At 69.1% G+C, this 13105-nt stretch carries 16 protein-coding genes and 3 pseudogenes; 10 read left to right on the top strand and 9 right to left on the bottom strand.

Translation table 11 applies throughout. The annotated features are described in order from the left end of the window. The first annotated feature begins 48 nt into the window (after positions 1 to 48). On the top strand, positions 49 to 690 hold the full coding sequence (locus C6N31_RS32220; protein WP_198358785.1) for a TetR/AcrR family transcriptional regulator: 642 nt from the start codon (positions 49 to 51) through the stop codon (positions 688 to 690). Continuing rightward, a complete protein-coding gene (locus C6N31_RS32215) occupies positions 683 to 1030 on the top strand; it encodes a nuclear transport factor 2 family protein (protein ID WP_138352051.1) in 348 nt (115 codons plus the stop codon). Before C6N31_RS32220 ends, C6N31_RS32215 begins: the two co-directional genes overlap by 8 nt. Positions 1031 to 1152: 122 nt before the next feature. Here the strand turns inward: C6N31_RS32215 and C6N31_RS32210 are convergent, their stop codons facing one another. Continuing rightward, positions 1153 to 1656 carry a DUF6817 domain-containing protein gene (locus C6N31_RS32210; RefSeq protein WP_138352050.1) on the bottom strand — a complete coding sequence of 168 codons (504 nt, stop codon included), beginning with the start codon at positions 1654 to 1656 and terminating at the stop codon, positions 1153 to 1155. Positions 1657 to 1910: 254 nt separating this feature from the next. Here C6N31_RS32210 and C6N31_RS32205 point away from each other — a divergent pair, with 254 nt between their 5' ends. From C6N31_RS32205 to C6N31_RS32190, 4 genes are all read left to right on the top strand, one after another. Beyond that, positions 1911 to 2900, top strand: a complete 990-nt coding sequence (locus C6N31_RS32205) for a LysR family transcriptional regulator (RefSeq protein WP_138352049.1) — start codon at positions 1911 to 1913, stop codon at positions 2898 to 2900. A 4-nt stretch (positions 2901 to 2904) separates the two neighbouring features. After that, entirely contained in the window at positions 2905 to 3519 is a 615-nt protein-coding gene (locus tag C6N31_RS32200) for a VOC family protein (RefSeq protein WP_138352048.1), read from the top strand. A 149-nt stretch (positions 3520 to 3668) separates the two neighbouring features. After that, positions 3669 to 4076, top strand: a complete 408-nt coding sequence (locus tag C6N31_RS32195) for a VOC family protein (RefSeq protein ID WP_138352047.1) — start codon at positions 3669 to 3671, stop codon at positions 4074 to 4076. Positions 4077 to 4093: 17 nt separating this feature from the next. Further along, on the top strand, positions 4094 to 5419 hold the full coding sequence (locus C6N31_RS32190; protein WP_244809696.1) for an MFS transporter: 1326 nt from the start codon (positions 4094 to 4096) through the stop codon (positions 5417 to 5419). Here C6N31_RS32190 and C6N31_RS32185 read toward each other — a convergent pair. Continuing rightward, the gene (locus C6N31_RS32185) at positions 5340 to 5672 is read right to left on the bottom strand and encodes an SRPBCC domain-containing protein (protein WP_138352046.1); all 333 of its coding nucleotides are present in this window, start codon (positions 5670 to 5672) and stop codon (positions 5340 to 5342) included. The genes C6N31_RS32190 and C6N31_RS32185 overlap by 80 nt on opposite strands. On the opposite strand from C6N31_RS32185, the gene C6N31_RS32180 reads away from it, so the two are divergent. Then, positions 5671 to 6435, top strand: a complete 765-nt coding sequence (locus C6N31_RS32180; RefSeq protein WP_138352045.1) for a GNAT family N-acetyltransferase — start codon at positions 5671 to 5673, stop codon at positions 6433 to 6435. The two genes, C6N31_RS32185 and C6N31_RS32180, sit on opposite strands and share 2 nt — an antisense overlap. A gap of 66 nt (positions 6436 to 6501) precedes the next feature. Here C6N31_RS32180 and C6N31_RS32175 read toward each other — a convergent pair. Together C6N31_RS32175 and C6N31_RS32170 are read right to left on the bottom strand one after the other, a co-directional pair. Further along, positions 6502 to 7155, bottom strand: a pseudogene (locus C6N31_RS32175) (hypothetical protein); the annotation flags it as partial. After that, a pseudogene (locus tag C6N31_RS32170) lies at positions 7116 to 7598 on the bottom strand (NADP-dependent oxidoreductase); the annotation flags it as partial. The pseudogenes C6N31_RS32170 and C6N31_RS32175, both read right to left, overlap by 40 nt. A 258-nt stretch (positions 7599 to 7856) precedes the next feature. On the opposite strand from C6N31_RS32170, the gene C6N31_RS32165 reads away from it, so the two are divergent. Next, a complete protein-coding gene (locus C6N31_RS32165) occupies positions 7857 to 8513 on the top strand; it encodes a maleylpyruvate isomerase N-terminal domain-containing protein (RefSeq protein WP_138352044.1) in 657 nt (218 codons plus the stop codon). Here C6N31_RS32165 and C6N31_RS47035 read toward each other — a convergent pair. Beyond that, the gene (locus tag C6N31_RS47035) at positions 8500 to 8712 is read right to left on the bottom strand and encodes a hypothetical protein (RefSeq protein WP_381586659.1); all 213 of its coding nucleotides are present in this window, start codon (positions 8710 to 8712) and stop codon (positions 8500 to 8502) included. The genes C6N31_RS32165 and C6N31_RS47035 overlap by 14 nt on opposite strands. Before the next feature lie 117 nt (positions 8713 to 8829). Here C6N31_RS47035 and C6N31_RS47030 point away from each other — a divergent pair, with 117 nt between their 5' ends. Further along, on the top strand, positions 8830 to 9075 hold the full coding sequence (locus C6N31_RS47030; RefSeq protein WP_381586657.1) for a hypothetical protein: 246 nt from the start codon (positions 8830 to 8832) through the stop codon (positions 9073 to 9075). Here the strand turns inward: C6N31_RS47030 and C6N31_RS47025 are convergent. After that, positions 8979 to 9209 (bottom strand): annotated as a pseudogene (locus tag C6N31_RS47025) (DEAD/DEAH box helicase family protein); the annotation flags it as partial. The gene C6N31_RS47030 and the pseudogene C6N31_RS47025 overlap by 97 nt on opposite strands. Before the next feature lie 53 nt (positions 9210 to 9262). Beyond that, positions 9263 to 9814 (bottom strand): YciI family protein, encoded by a 552-nt coding sequence (locus tag C6N31_RS32155; protein WP_138352105.1) that lies wholly within the window; start codon positions 9812 to 9814, stop codon positions 9263 to 9265. 130 nt (positions 9815 to 9944) lie between these two features. Between C6N31_RS32155 and C6N31_RS32150 the strand changes: the two genes are divergently transcribed. Then, a complete protein-coding gene (locus C6N31_RS32150; protein WP_138352043.1) occupies positions 9945 to 10511 on the top strand; it encodes a hypothetical protein in 567 nt (188 codons plus the stop codon). A 119-nt stretch (positions 10512 to 10630) separates the two neighbouring features. Here the strand turns inward: C6N31_RS32150 and C6N31_RS32145 are convergent, their stop codons facing one another. Both C6N31_RS32145 and C6N31_RS32140 read right to left on the bottom strand, forming a co-directional pair. Continuing rightward, the gene (locus C6N31_RS32145) at positions 10631 to 11449 is read right to left on the bottom strand and encodes a transglycosylase SLT domain-containing protein (RefSeq protein ID WP_138352042.1); all 819 of its coding nucleotides are present in this window, start codon (positions 11447 to 11449) and stop codon (positions 10631 to 10633) included. Positions 11450 to 12159: 710 nt separating this feature from the next. Then, positions 12160 to 13056 carry a polysaccharide deacetylase family protein gene (locus C6N31_RS32140; protein WP_138352041.1) on the bottom strand — a complete coding sequence of 299 codons (897 nt, stop codon included), beginning with the start codon at positions 13054 to 13056 and terminating at the stop codon, positions 12160 to 12162. Positions 13057 to 13105: the final 49 nt, after the last annotated feature.

The raw sequence follows: 13105 nt of genomic DNA, 5'->3' as shown, positions 1-13105 counted from the left end.
GTCGCGCATGCTATTTTGTGAGCGATCGTTCAACTACGAGGAGCGGTGATGGGTCGTCAACAAGTGTGGGACCGGGGGGAGGTACTGGCCTCCGCCATGGGGCTGTTCCGTCGTCGTGGATACCTCGGCGCCTCGCTGCGCGACCTCGAAGAAGCGACCGGGATGCACCCGGGCAGCTTGTACCGCGCGTTCCAGAGCAAGGAGGGGTTGTTCAGTGCCGCACTGGACGCCTACAACGATCAGGTGGTCGAGGGCAGAGTCCGCGTCCACCTGCTCGACACGCAGGACCCGGTGGCCGGCATCCGCTCGTTCTTCACCTCGGCGTTCGACGCGAACCCCGGCCCGGAACCCGATCCGGGGTGCCTGCTCACCAACACCGCGGTGGAGTCCTACACCGTTCCGCAGGCCTCGGAAGGCGTACGCCGGGGGCTGGAGACGATCGAGTCGGGTTTCGCCGACGCACTGACGCGCGCCCGCGCCCAGCAGCTCCTGCCGGCGGAACTCGACGTCGAGGTGTCGGCCGTCCAGCTCCTGACCCTCTACCAAGGCCTCCTGGTCCTCGTCCGCTCCGGTACGGCCGCCGCCAAACTGCACGCCATCACCGACGGGGCCCTGGCCTCGATCGGCGCCGGGCAGGCCAAGGCACCCCAGCAAGCCAGCGCATCAAGAATGAGGAACAACGATGAGTGATCAACAGCAGCTCTGGAACGACTACGCCGCGTGCTGGTCGGCCGACCCCGCGATACGGCTCACCGCGCTCGGCGCGGTCGCGGTGGACGACGTCGCCTACCGGGACCCGGGAACCGAGGTCGGCGGTCTGGCCGAACTGGACGCCTACATGAACGGCTTCGCCGGGGCGTTCCCCGGACATCGCTTCCGCATCGACGAGGTCTTCGACCACCACGACCGGTCGCTGGCCCGCTGGACCCAGATCGGACCGGACGGCGGGGCTTTCATGTCAGGCGTGAGCAGCGCGGTGCACCGTAATGACCGCCTCGCCGACGTGACCGGGTTCTTCCTTCCCGCCTGAGCGCGTCACGCGGCCTGATGGGAACGCCCTTCCGGGTGGGCTCGGCGACCACCTGTTCCAGGTGCGGGACCCGGTCAAGGCCTTGCCGGCCCGGGCCGGCCCACTTCGGAGCGGACGTCAGGTCAGGTCAGGACCTTTTGGGTGTGTTCCCAGGCGTGGTCGCTCAGTAGCGGCCGCAGCCGGGTGAGCAGACCCAGCAGGTCGTCTCCCGATTCTGCGGGGAAGGCCGGGTTGATGGCGGCAAGGTCCAGTTCGTTCGCCGCGGTGAGTTCGGCGAAGTCCCGCCGTTGGTGCGGGCCAGGGAGGAAGGTGCGCCCGGTGAACCTGTCGCGGAACGTCCCGCTCTCGCTGGTGAGGGTGCGGTAGGAGGCCTTCCGGTCGCAGCTGGCGTAGAAGTACACGAGCTCCTCCGCGCCCGCTCCGATGCGTCGGACCAACTCGCCTCGGGACTCCAGCGGCAACAACGCCGTTGCGAATCCGTCGGTTCCGTAGAAGGCGTGGCACAGGCCGGCCAGTTGCAGATCGCGCCGGGCGCCCCATGCCTTCAGCAGCCGGCTGACCCGTAGGAGATGCTTCAGCAGCGTCCCTCCGGGATGCTCGATCTCTGCCGCACCCAAGGTGCGCATGAATGCGACGGCATCACTTACGGCGTTGTCCCGCGCCGGACCGTGTCCGGTCGGCGCTGATGCTGCGTTCTCCATCGACAGCTCCCTTCGGACGGTCGGGTCGGCACCCTTCCAGCGCCCGGGCGAGGGTCCGGACCCTCGCCCAACCGCTGGGCGGGTTGCCGCCCTGGTACCGGAAGCGATCGTCGTCCGCGACAAGACCCAAGTCAATCCTCTGATTTGCTTGCAACTCCCCAAGCGATACCTTGAATCGCGTGACTCTTGACGACCTCCGTGTCTTCGTCGCGGTGTGCAGAACAGGCAATCTCAGCGCCGTCGCCCGGGACCTTTCGTGCACGCAGTCGGCGGTGAGCCAGCACGTCAGGCGACTGGAACGGGAACTGGGCCTCAGCCTGCTGGAACGGCATCCCCGAGGTGTCGCACCCACCGCTGCCGGACGCATCCTCCACGAGGCGGCCTGCGACGGAATCGGCGGCATCGACCTGGCACTGCGCCGACTGCGGGACCTTGCACGTGGGGACGGCGGATCAGTACGGATCACGACCGGTGCCACGACCGTCCGGCACTTCATGTCCGAGGCCGTCGTCGCTTTCAGGCAGCGCTTTCCCCAGGTGAGCCTGGAATTCCAGACCGAGACCTCCAGCCGCAGTTGCTTCGACGCACTCGCCGCCAACGACCTGGACCTTGCCTGGATCACCATCGGTGCCACCGTCCGCGGCATCGAACAACGTCCCGTCGTCGAACTGCCCTGGGTGCTGGCCGTCAAAGCCGACGATCCGCTGGCAGCCAAGAACCGCATCGAGCCCGCCGATCTGGCGTCCGTCCAGCTCATCCGGCTCCCCGAGAACTCGACCTCGCGCGCCCATCTCGACACCTGCTTCGCCGAGTTGGGGATCCAGCTGGCGTCCGACACCAGTGTCGCCGACTGGGACACCGCGATCCTCCTCGCGGAACTGGGGCTCGGCCATGCCGTCGTGCCCGCCCTTCCCGGCTGGAGCGGGCCCAGCCACCCCGGACTCCGGCTCATCCCGATCCCCGTACTACGCGCCCTGTCCGCCGGATGGGCCGTGCGCCGCTGGGACGCCCTGAGCCCGCTGGCCCGCACCTTCGCCGACACCGTCGCCCACAACTGCACCCCCTGGCCGACGGGCGCCGCGCTGGGGGCGTCGCCGTGCACGGCGGCGCAGGTGACGGAACCGGTCAGGAATCGAGAAGCGCCGGCCGCACCGCCACGCCTAGCGTGAAGCCATGTCCTCCATCGAATCCATCACCCTTGACGTGGCCGACCCCAAGGCCGCCACCCACTTCTACACCGCCGCCTTCGGCCTGGACACCCAGGTGCGCCTGCGGGCCTCGGAGGCACCCACGACCGGCTTCCGCGGGTTCACACTGTCGCTCACCGTGTCCCAGCCGGCCAACGTCAACAGCCTCATCGACGCCGCCGTCGAAGCCGGTGCCACGCCGCTGAAGCCGGTCACGAAGTCCCTCTGGGGCCACGGCGGCGTCGTACGGGCCCCGGACGGGACGATCTGGAAGGTCGCCACCTCGGCGAAGAAGGACACCGGCCCGGCCACCCGGGAGATCGACGACATCGTGCTCCTGCTGGGAGTCACGGACATGGTCGCGAGCAAGCGGTTCTACCTCGACCGCGGCCTGACCGTGGCGAAGAGCTTCGGCCGCAAGTACGTCGAGTTCGCCACCCCGTCGAGTCCCGTCAAGCTCGCGCTGTACGGGCGCCGTGCCCTCGCCAAGGACGCGGGCGTCCCCGTGGACGGCACCGGCTCGCACCGGCTCATGATCGGCACCGATGGCGAGCCTTTCACCGACCCGGACGGCTTCGCATGGGATGCCGCATCGGCCTGACCCGGGCCGCGCACCACACATGCGATGCGGCCCGATTACGGGGCAGGACAACTGCTCAGCAACCGTGGACGGTTGTGGTCGGATCGGGCGACCGGACCGATCAGGAATCGAGAAGCGCCGCCCACCGGACCGCAACTAGCGTGAGCGTCATGGACATCACCATTCACTCGACGTTCCTCCCGCACGACGACCCGGACGCCGCCCTGGCGTTCTATCGCGACATCCTCGGCTTCGAGGTCCGCAACGACGTCGGATACGGCGGATTGCGCTGGATCACCGTCGGGCCCGCCGACCAGCCCGGCACGTCCATCGTCCTGCACCCGCCGGCCGCGGACCCCGGGGTCACCGACGACGAGCGGCGCACCATCACCGAGATGATGGCCAAGGGCACCTACGCCATCATCACCCTGGCCACCGCCGACCTCGACGCCACCTTCGAACGGCTGCAGGCCGATGCCGAAGTCGTCCAGGAGCCGACCGAGCAGCCGTACGGGGTGCGCGACTGCGCCGTCCGCGATCCCGCGGGCAACCTGATCCGCATCAACGAGATCCGCTGAGACGAGACCGATCTCCGGTGCGACCTCACAAGGTGCCCCTGGCGCTCCGACGCCTCGTCCCCCACGCCTACCGGCCGGTCCTCGCCCACCAGGTGTTCCGGCGACTGATCCTCGGCTTCGCGGTCTCGTATCTCGGGGACGGGATGAGCTTCGTCGCGGTCGCGTGGCTCGCCATCGAACTCGCGCCGCAGGCGACCGCGGGGCTGTGGGTCGGCGGCGCGGTGGCCGCCTACACCCTGCCCGGCGTGATCGGCGCCCTGGCGTTCGGTCGCCGTCTGCGCCGGATGCCGGCCAAACGGCTGCTGCTCGCCGACAACGTGGTGCGCGGTGTGTTCCTCGGCGCCGTACCGCTGGCGTGGCTCGCCGGGCTGCTGACGCTGCCGCTCTACCTCGGGCTGCTCGCCGTCTCGTCGCTGCTGCACGCGTGGGGGAGCGCGGGAAAGTACACCCTGCTGGCCGAGCTGCTCCCCGACGAGCAGCGACTCGCCGCGAACACCCTCGTCAGCTCGCTCGGCTTCGCCGCCACGATCGCCGGGCCGGCGATCGCCGGTGTGCTGGTGGCGTACGTCAGCTCCGCGCTCGTGCTCGGCCTGGACGCTCTCACCTACGTGTTCCTCGCCGTGCTCGTCGTCCGCACCCGGCTGCCGCCGTCGGGGCACGTTTCCCCCGTCGACCAGGCGGCCGCCCGCGGTGGGCTCGCGGTGCTGCGGTCGTACCCCGAACTGCTCGGGCTGCTGACGCTCACCTGGTTCTTCAACCTCCTGTACGGTCCCGTCGAGGTCGCCCTGCCGCTCCACGTCACTGCCGACCTGCACGCACCGGGAACGCTCCTCGGCCTCTACTGGATGCTGTTCGGCATCGGCGCGCTGCTCGGCGGGCTCACGGTCGGCGCGCTGCGCCGGCTACCACTGTGGCCTGTGACCGTGTCTATCGTGGTGGCCTGGGGGCTCTGCCTGCTGCCGTTCGGGTTCGACGTGCCGACGGCCGTCACCGTCGCGTGCTTCACGCTCGGCGGCGCTGTCTACGGACCGTTCGTGGCCCTCTCGGTGACGCTCATGCAGGAGAAGTCGCCCCCGCAGAACCTCACCGCGATGCTCGCGGCCCGGAGCGCGGCGCTGCTCACCGCATCGCCGCTCGGCACAGCACTCGGCGGACCGCTCACGACAGCGCTGGGCCCGCGAGCGACGCTCGGCGGCTCAGGACTCGCCACGGTGGCGCTCGGCACTGTTGCCTGCGCCCTGCTGCTGGCTCGGCGCCGAGGGTCTACTCCAGCAGCGCCGGCGGTTCGGCGCGCACGACCTCGGCCGCCATGTCCTGCGGATTCTCGTCGTCGATCATCGTGATCGTGGCGCCGCCCGTCTCCGAGAGATCGCGGTCGGCGGTGTAGGGCGCCCAGGCGGCGAGTTGCCCGGGCTCGGTCAGCGCGGCCCACACCTTCTCGGTGGGGTGGCGCAGGTCGCGGGTGAAGACCAGCGTCCAGCGGCCTTCCGTCGCCTCGCAGTCGGCCTGGGCCAGGGGGCTCGGGTGGGGCGGGAGCCCGCCGGCCGAGATAATTCGGAGGTGGTCATGGACCCCGGCTGCGTAGGCTCCCCCCATGGCAAGCTCAGAACTACGGCGGATCAACGCCTTTTTGTCGGACTTCGCCCGGCGTCAGGCTGCGCGCACCGTCTCCCTCCCGGGAGGCTTCGCCGTACTGGACGACGCTTTCGCACACTCCCGCGCGAACAACCAGGTCGTCATCGACCAGTCGTCGGTCGACCCCGAGGCGCTGCCCGCCATCGCCGACGAGGCGCTGGCGCATCTGCCGCACCGCATGATCTCCGTGCTCGACGACGCGGTCGGGACAGCGTGCGCAGAGCCGCTGCTCCGGGCCGGATACACCCAGTCCACCCATCTGGTCATGCTGCACACCGGCTCGGTGCCGGCCGACGGCCGGGCGGAGGAGGTGGACCTCGACGCACTTCGCCTGCCGCTCACCCGGCGCTGGCGGGGCTTCCTGCCGGACGTCGACGACGAGGTCATCCGCCACCTCGTCGACCGACGCGAGGCCCGCCGCCGTGGCGCCGACGTCGTGCAGTTCATCGGTGCCCGCATGGAGGGAGGAGAGGTCGCCTCCTGGGCAGATCTCTATCTGGATCCGGCATCAGGCGTCGCCCAGATCGAGGACCTGATCTCCTCGGAAGCCCACCTCGGGCGCGGATACGCGAACGCGGTCCTGGCCACCGCCCTGCGCCGGGCCGCCGACGCGGACTGCGATACGCGGTTCCTGACCGCCGACGCGGTGGACTGGCCGCGTCATTGGTACGAGCGCCACGGCTTCACGGCCATCGGCCAATCGCACTGCTTCGACCGCGGCTGATCGTGGGCATGGACATCAACGGCCGGCGCCGCTCCGGTTGCCTGCCGGCGGACGCTTCGCGACGCTCTACTGCGCAGTGATCCGCAGCACCCCTGTGGTCGTCCCCTGGAGCACCACCCGGCCCGGTGCGATGGTTCCGGCCATCTGGAGGGTGTCGAAGATGAAGCCTGCGCCCAGGTACTTGGTGCGCACCACCTTGCCGGTTTCCGGGTCGATCTCGCCGTAGTAGTAGGGGTCGAGGATCGAGGTTCCGTTGGTACCGGGGATGACGGGGTTCCGGATGACCGTGTGGATCATCCCGTCGCTGGTCGACAGGCGCGGCACCGCTGCTGAGCGCACCTTGTTGTCCCATGTGAGGTCGCAGCCCGAGCCGTCCGCCCGGACGTCGACGCGGGAGAAGCCGCCGTAGAAGGTGTCGGAGGCGGGCACGCCGGCGCCCGCGTCGGCGGGGAGTTTCGGGTAGGGGTAGCCGTAGGTGCCGGCGACGAAGACGGAGTTGCCGGCGGCGATGGGGGAGTTCTCGCTGCCGCTGCCGCCCGCCTTGAGCACGGGCACCGAGCAGACCGGTTCTCCGGTGGCCGCCCGGTAGACCAGCAGACTCACGGTCGGCGCGGCGTTGTCGACGATGGTCAGGTAGTCGGTGCCCGTGCCAGGGCCGAAGAAGGTCGGGGTCGAGCCGGTGCCCCAGCTGCTCCGGTGACGAGGACGATGTCCCCCGCGCGGACGTCGGCGAGCCGGGTCAGTGCTCCGTAGGCGGCCGATCCGGGGGAGAGGTACGCGACGGGATCGGGAAGCGTGTCGTCCACAGGGGTGCAGTCGGTTGCGCTCACCAGCGCGTAATCCCGCCAACCGAGCATATGGACAACGGCATCGCCGGTGCGCAGCGGGCTGTCGGCCGGAGCGGCCACCACCTCGCCAACGGCGGGACCGAAGAGCGTGTCTCCGCTGCGCAGCGGCGGGAGGGGCAGGTCGTCACCGTCTGCGCCGATGAGGGTGCGCAGGCCCGGGAAGACCAGGAAGTGCCGGTTCCTGACGAGGACTTGGTCCGGACCGGGCTGGGACAGCGGCGTCGTGGCGACGGTGAAGTGTTCTCGCGTGGGCAGTCCCTCAGGGACGGCGGCGAGGCGGACTTCGCGAGCGGTGCGGGGGAGGGATGCGGTCATGGTCGAGCTCCGTGGGCAGGTCGGGGCAGCGGAACGTGAAGCGTCCGCAGCCGGGGCGCGGTGACGCTAACCCCTGACCCGCACGTCAGGGTCAAGCCGGTCCTTGCCGTTGCCCACCGCGGGCCGACCATCCGAGGTCACTGTCGGCTCCTCGGCACCGGCGACGGATAGCGCGTGAAACGCACCACCCATTCCACGCGGCGACGACAGGCAGAAATGCCCTTGTCCGCCACTGCGGCACCCCACTACCGTGCCTATGTGGATCTCTTCTCACGCTCCTGGGCGGCGTTGCGCACGGCGGTCGCCGAACTCCCGGACGAGGCGTTCGCACTGCCGTCCGGTTGTACCGGCTGGCTCGTACAGGACCTGGTGTGCCATCTGGTCATCGACGCCCAGGACGTTCTGATCACCCTCGTCACCCCCGCCGAAACAGAGCCGACCCGCGACGCGGTGACCTACTGGGACGTCGCCGATACCCCGCCGACCGGCGACGACCCGCTCGACGCGCTGACCGTGCGGCTGGCCGCCGCGTACGGGGAGCCGTGGCTGCTCAAGTTCCATCTCGACGACGTCGGCTCCGCCGCCGGCCGCGCCGCGGAACTCGCCGACCTGGGCCTTCGGGTCGCGACCCGCGACCAGGTCCTCACCGTGGCGGACTACCTTTCCGTCTACGTCCTGGAATGGACGGTGCACCATCTCGACCTCGTCGCGCACCTCTCTGACGCGGCGGAACCGCCCGCGGAGGGGCTCGCACGGTCCCGCGAGATGCTGGAGAAGATCGCCGGGGCCGCGTTCCCCGCGTCGTTCTGCGACACGGACGCGCTGCTGGTCGGCACCGGACGGCGTGCCCCGACCGACGAGGAGAAGGCCGAACTGGGCGAGCTGGCCGCGAGACTTCCGCTCATCCTCGGTTGATCGTCCAGCTGGGCGCCCAGCTGAGCGGGACCTTCGGTTCGGGACGGACGAGAGCTGGCTTGTCCCCGGCTATGCCCATCAGGTAGAGACGGAAGTCGGCCGGGATACGGCTCTGGTCATGGATCGCCGCCCGCGGCCGCCCCAGATCCCCCGCGGTTCCGTGGGCCTCGTCGACGACCGTGAGGTCGAAGGGGGCCATGGCCTGCCCGTACAACAACTCGCCACCTGCCAGCGCCAGTTCCAGCTCCAGGGCCCTCGCGCCTTCCGAAGGCCCTCGGGGTCCGTCGGGCTCTCCCGGTCCACCAGGGACGCGTACGTGGCGAACACGACGACAGGACCGGATCCCACCCACAAGGCCAGCCGGACCGGATTCGTGGTGCCGCGCACCCCGAGCCGCTCCAGAACCTCGTCCGACTCCAGCGAGCACACCGCGACCATCGGGCCGCGGTGGCCGATGGTGCGCCACGCGGCGGCGGTCTGCACCAGCAGGTCCAGCGTGGGGACCATGACCAGGATCCGGCCGTCCCGGAAGCAGTCCAGTGCGGCAGCCGCGGCCGTGTAGGTCTTCCCGGATCCGGTCGCGGACACGACCGTGGCTCGAGCACCGTTGACGGGCACGGCCGACGGTGCAGGAAACCCCAACCACGTACGGATACGGGAATTCGCTTCAACCTGGTGTTCTCGAAGCTGAATCACTAACACCTTTCAGCGGTCACTGAACACACCCGGCGCCCTTGGCCGTCCCCGGGTCAGGACGACCGTCCGCCGAACTGCCAGTTGTGCACCTCGATATCGGCGTACCGGTCCTGGGTCAGGACGGCGCGGGCCGTGTCCGGGTCCGGTGCCCGGACCAATGCCGCCGTGCCCAACCAGGTGTCGCCGTCGTCGGACAGCAGTGGCCCGTAGGCGATCAGCTCGTCCTGGTCGGTCGGTACGGCGAGGTCGGCGGCAGGCCCCGTGCCAAGACCGAGCACCAGGTACCGGTTGCCACCGGTCCGGCCGCCGGGGAAGTCCCACATGGTGCGCCCCAGCGCGTTGCGCCACCGTCGCAGCAGCACATCCCGGTACACGCCCGCCTGGTAGCCGGGCTCGTCGAAGGCGAACGCGCGGGCGGCGGCGGGATCGGGAAGGTCGACGATGTGCATGCTGCCGGTGGGTGTGTCGCCGTCGCCGTCGAGAGTCGGGCCGCGGGCGATCAGCTCCTTCGCGTACCGGTCCATATAGGACCAGTGCTCTTCCAGCAGCTCGTCGCGCAGCGCTACGGAGTCGGGCCGGTCGCGGTGGTAGCAGAAGAACTCCATGCCCCAGGGTCTCGTCAAGGAGGCCATCAGGTCGAGGGGGTTTCACTGCGAGAGTGGTGGGGCGGAGCGGATGTCGGGCTTCTCCTCGATGCCCCTGACGGAGCAATGCCCGGTGGGTCAGACTGCCTGCATGGATCAGGGGGTCGCCGCACTCGTCGGCGCGGTCATCGGTGCGGCGGGTGCTGCCGCGGCGGCCCTCGTCACGGTGCGCTTGAGCCTCCGTGGCGTGCTGACCCAACTGCAGCAGCAGCGGGCGCAGTTCGAACAGCAAGGACTCGCGGACCACGTGCGGGTCCGCCGGGACTCCCGCAGGGGTGCGTACGCGGCGTACGCCGCGTGCTTCTACACCTTCATGGAGATCGTGGCTCGCATCCATGAGATCGCCGAGACGGGCGACACGCGAGCGGCCCTCGCCCTCATTCACGGCGAGGCCGCCGCCGCGCATGCTCAGCTACTGCGCGCCCGCTCGGTCATATCGATCGAAGGCCCCGACGACGTCATCGCGGCGGCCGAAGCCGTCGGTGACCGCGTCCACATCTGGATGGAGATGCCCCTACGGATCGCCGGCGTCTCGCGGCAGTCGCTCCGGACCTCGGACTACGCGTCGATCGAAACCGGATTCCACACCGCCTTCCGCACCTTCACGGAAGCCTCCAACCGGGCCCTTGACGACGAAGGTTCCTGGTCCGCCGCCTGACCCGGATCCCATGGCCGGGCAGTCCCGCATGAAGCGCCAGGGCGCCCCATCCCGTACGACCCCGGGCCACACAGCAACCGCCGTGCGGCCCGAGCCCGGGGGGTGCGAATGCGCCGGGCTCAGTACGCCGAGTCGACGTTGTCGATCGAGCCGTAGTTGGCGGCCGCGTAGTTGCACGCGGCGGTGATGTTGGCGACCGGGTCGTAGATGTCCATCGAGGTTCCCTCGACGTGGTAGGCCTGGAAGGTCGGGTCGATGACCTGGAGCAGGCCCTTGGACGGGGTGCCGGCCGCGGCGTTGGAGTCGGTCAGGTTGATGGCCTGCGGGTTGCCCGAGGACTCGCGGATGATGTTGCGGTAGATGCCGTCGTAGGTGCCGGGTATGCCGTGGGCGGCCATGACGGCCAGCGATTCCTTGATCCAGCCGTCGAGGTCGTCGGTGTAGTTGCCGGCCGAGGGTGTGGCCGACGCGCCGGCGGTCGGCTTCGCACTGGCAGTGGGCTTCGGCGTCTGCGATCGCGCGGCGCGCTCTGCGGAGTCCTGACGCTTCTGCGCGGCCTCCTCGGCACGCTTGCGAGCCTCGGCCTTGGCCCGGGCCTCCGCTTTTCTGGCGCCCTCGGCCTTTCTGATGGCCTCGGCCTTCTTGCGGCCCTCAGCCTGCGACCGTGCGGCCGCCTGCGCCTGCGAGCGGGCCCTGGCTTCGTTCTCGGCCGTCTGCAGATTCTGCCGGGCGATGCCGGCCTGCTGAGCCATGACGTGGTTCGCGGGCACCAGGTCGCGCCCGAGCGCGGCATCCGAAGCGGACGCGTTCTGCGCATCGGCCTCCGGAGTTCCTGGCAGCACGGTGCAGGCGATGGTCGCCGTCACAGCGGCAGCCGACGCGGTGGCAACGACGGCAACGCGAGTCCGATTCGGTCGTTTCCGGGCGTGTTTGCCCATGACTGACCCCATCTCTCCGGGTGTGCGAGTGGCCTCAACGGGCAGAAATGGGACGGAAGTTCTGCGGGCGCACTCTTCGGTTGGGGGAGATGTCTAGCGTCAGGTAAAACGACTCAGCAACCACCCTTGCTACTAATCGGCATCGTTGGCCGCTGAAACCGCAACCGATTCCCGCCATATCCTCGCCAGGCGTACTGGAAGAATCGACCACTATCCGGAGTCGTATGTGGCGTGCGTCATATGACGAGGCTCACACTGGGCTCGGCGATTGCCCTTCTGTCCGCCAGAGTGGGACAAAAGCACCTGCCGTCCACGTCGATCCGTACGGCGGAGCAGGTCGCCGGCAGGCTCACACCCGGCATCGGATGAGGCCGCCGAATTTGCCGGGTCAGCGGCTACGTAGATCGCGGGCGAGCTGTTTCCGGCCCTCGTCCGAGAGCACTTCTCCTCCTTCGGAATCCTGACTTCGGAATCCGCAATGCCGCTCAGAAACCGAGACCAGGGCGACCTGCTCGCCCACGCACTCGGAACGTGGCCGAACCAATGACCACGGGAGCAGAACTGCACAGCGCGCACGAGCGGCCCGGCGACACTCCACGGGCGGCGCAACATCCCCGGTCCCAGGGCTGACGCTGCCTCAGAAAGGGACCAAGTGAACCGCACTCACTTCCATGGGCCCGTCCTCCCGGGCGGCAGAGCGAGTCAGCGCATCAAGGGCCGGTGTTCCGGGACCAGACCTGCTGGATCGCTCTGTAGTCGATCACCACAATTCCCTCCTCGCGGAGAACTTCATAGGCCTGTGGCGATGTCAGGAACTCATGATCCGTTCGGCGCACCAGCCAGCCGTCATCCACCGCTTGTGACTCCTGGCCGCCGAGGCCGGGATGCACCGCCCATTCATTGAGGCCGGCCGGCAGATCGTGCAGCAACTGTTCGTATCGGGCGGCCTTTCCCGCGATGTCGAGGGAAAAGCTGTCCAGAAAGTCGTTGTCGATCACCGGCCGGCCTAGGCTCCGTACCGTCCGACGCCCGGGAGCAAGCCAGACCCGCACCGCAAGGCCGTACTCGGCAGCCAGTCCTACGGTCAGGTCGAGAATGTCATCGCGACCTCCGTCGGCCAGGCAATGGAAATCGAGATGGGTCGGCGTGAGTCCTCGGTCGGCGACGGCATTGATCTGTGCGCGGAACTCGAGTTCGACTTCGTCAAGCCGGGCTTGGCCGAGCAGGGTCGCCCGTCCGGCGGGCGTCGGTGCGAACAGCTCCCCTTCCTTGTTCAGCAGGGAGGGCACCTTCTCTCGCGCGGTGATCGGTGCCCACCGGGAGTGGGTCACCTCGCAGACCAAGGTGAGGTGGATGCCGAATGCCATCCCGGGTCGTCGGCCGAGAAGTTGCATGGCGTGCGGTGCCGACGGGCACAGGGCCATCAGACTGCAGGAACTGGCGATTCCCTGCTCGATCGACTCGACGACCGCGGTGTTGATTTCGGGGTACATCCCGAAGTCATCGCAGTTGACGATCAGCAGTCGGGCATCAGGCGGAAACCCCAGCAACTCACTCGACTGAAGAGAAGGCGGGACGACGGAGGGGCTGAGAGCATCTGCATCCATGCTCGCAGTGTGAGACCCGGGCAGGGCATCGTGCACGGGGATTTGGCTG

Origin of the sequence: Streptomyces fildesensis (assembly GCF_016107395.1) — a bacterium.
GTDB lineage: Bacteria > Actinomycetota > Actinomycetes > Streptomycetales > Streptomycetaceae > Actinacidiphila > Actinacidiphila fildesensis.
Note: the sequence above shows the minus strand (reverse complement) of the source record. Positions and strands in the feature narration are given on the sequence as shown.

Excerpts from the sequence above, each read along its gene's own strand:
- C6N31_RS32220 (WP_198358785.1), top strand. The coding sequence starts at position 49 with ATGGGTCGTCAACAAGTGTGGGACCGGGGGGAGGTACTGGCCTCCGCC.
- C6N31_RS32215 (WP_138352051.1), top strand. The coding sequence starts at position 683 with ATGAGTGATCAACAGCAGCTCTGGAACGACTACGCCGCGTGCTGGTCG.
- C6N31_RS32210 (WP_138352050.1), bottom strand. The coding sequence starts at position 1,656 with ATGCGCACCTTGGGTGCGGCAGAGATCGAGCATCCCGGAGGGACGCTG.
- C6N31_RS32200 (WP_138352048.1), top strand. The coding sequence starts at position 2,905 with ATGTCCTCCATCGAATCCATCACCCTTGACGTGGCCGACCCCAAGGCC.
- C6N31_RS32195 (WP_138352047.1), top strand. The coding sequence starts at position 3,669 with ATGGACATCACCATTCACTCGACGTTCCTCCCGCACGACGACCCGGAC.
- C6N31_RS32180 (WP_138352045.1), top strand. The coding sequence starts at position 5,671 with ATGGCAAGCTCAGAACTACGGCGGATCAACGCCTTTTTGTCGGACTTC.
- C6N31_RS32185 (WP_138352046.1), bottom strand. The coding sequence starts at position 5,672 with ATGGGGGGAGCCTACGCAGCCGGGGTCCATGACCACCTCCGAATTATC.
- C6N31_RS47035 (WP_381586659.1), bottom strand. The coding sequence starts at position 8,712 with ATGGCCCCCTTCGACCTCACGGTCGTCGACGAGGCCCACGGAACCGCG.
- C6N31_RS32155 (WP_138352105.1), bottom strand. The coding sequence starts at position 9,814 with ATGGAGTTCTTCTGCTACCACCGCGACCGGCCCGACTCCGTAGCGCTG.
- C6N31_RS32150 (WP_138352043.1), top strand. The coding sequence starts at position 9,945 with ATGGATCAGGGGGTCGCCGCACTCGTCGGCGCGGTCATCGGTGCGGCG.
- C6N31_RS32145 (WP_138352042.1), bottom strand. The coding sequence starts at position 11,449 with ATGGGCAAACACGCCCGGAAACGACCGAATCGGACTCGCGTTGCCGTC.
- C6N31_RS32140 (WP_138352041.1), bottom strand. The coding sequence starts at position 13,056 with ATGGATGCAGATGCTCTCAGCCCCTCCGTCGTCCCGCCTTCTCTTCAG.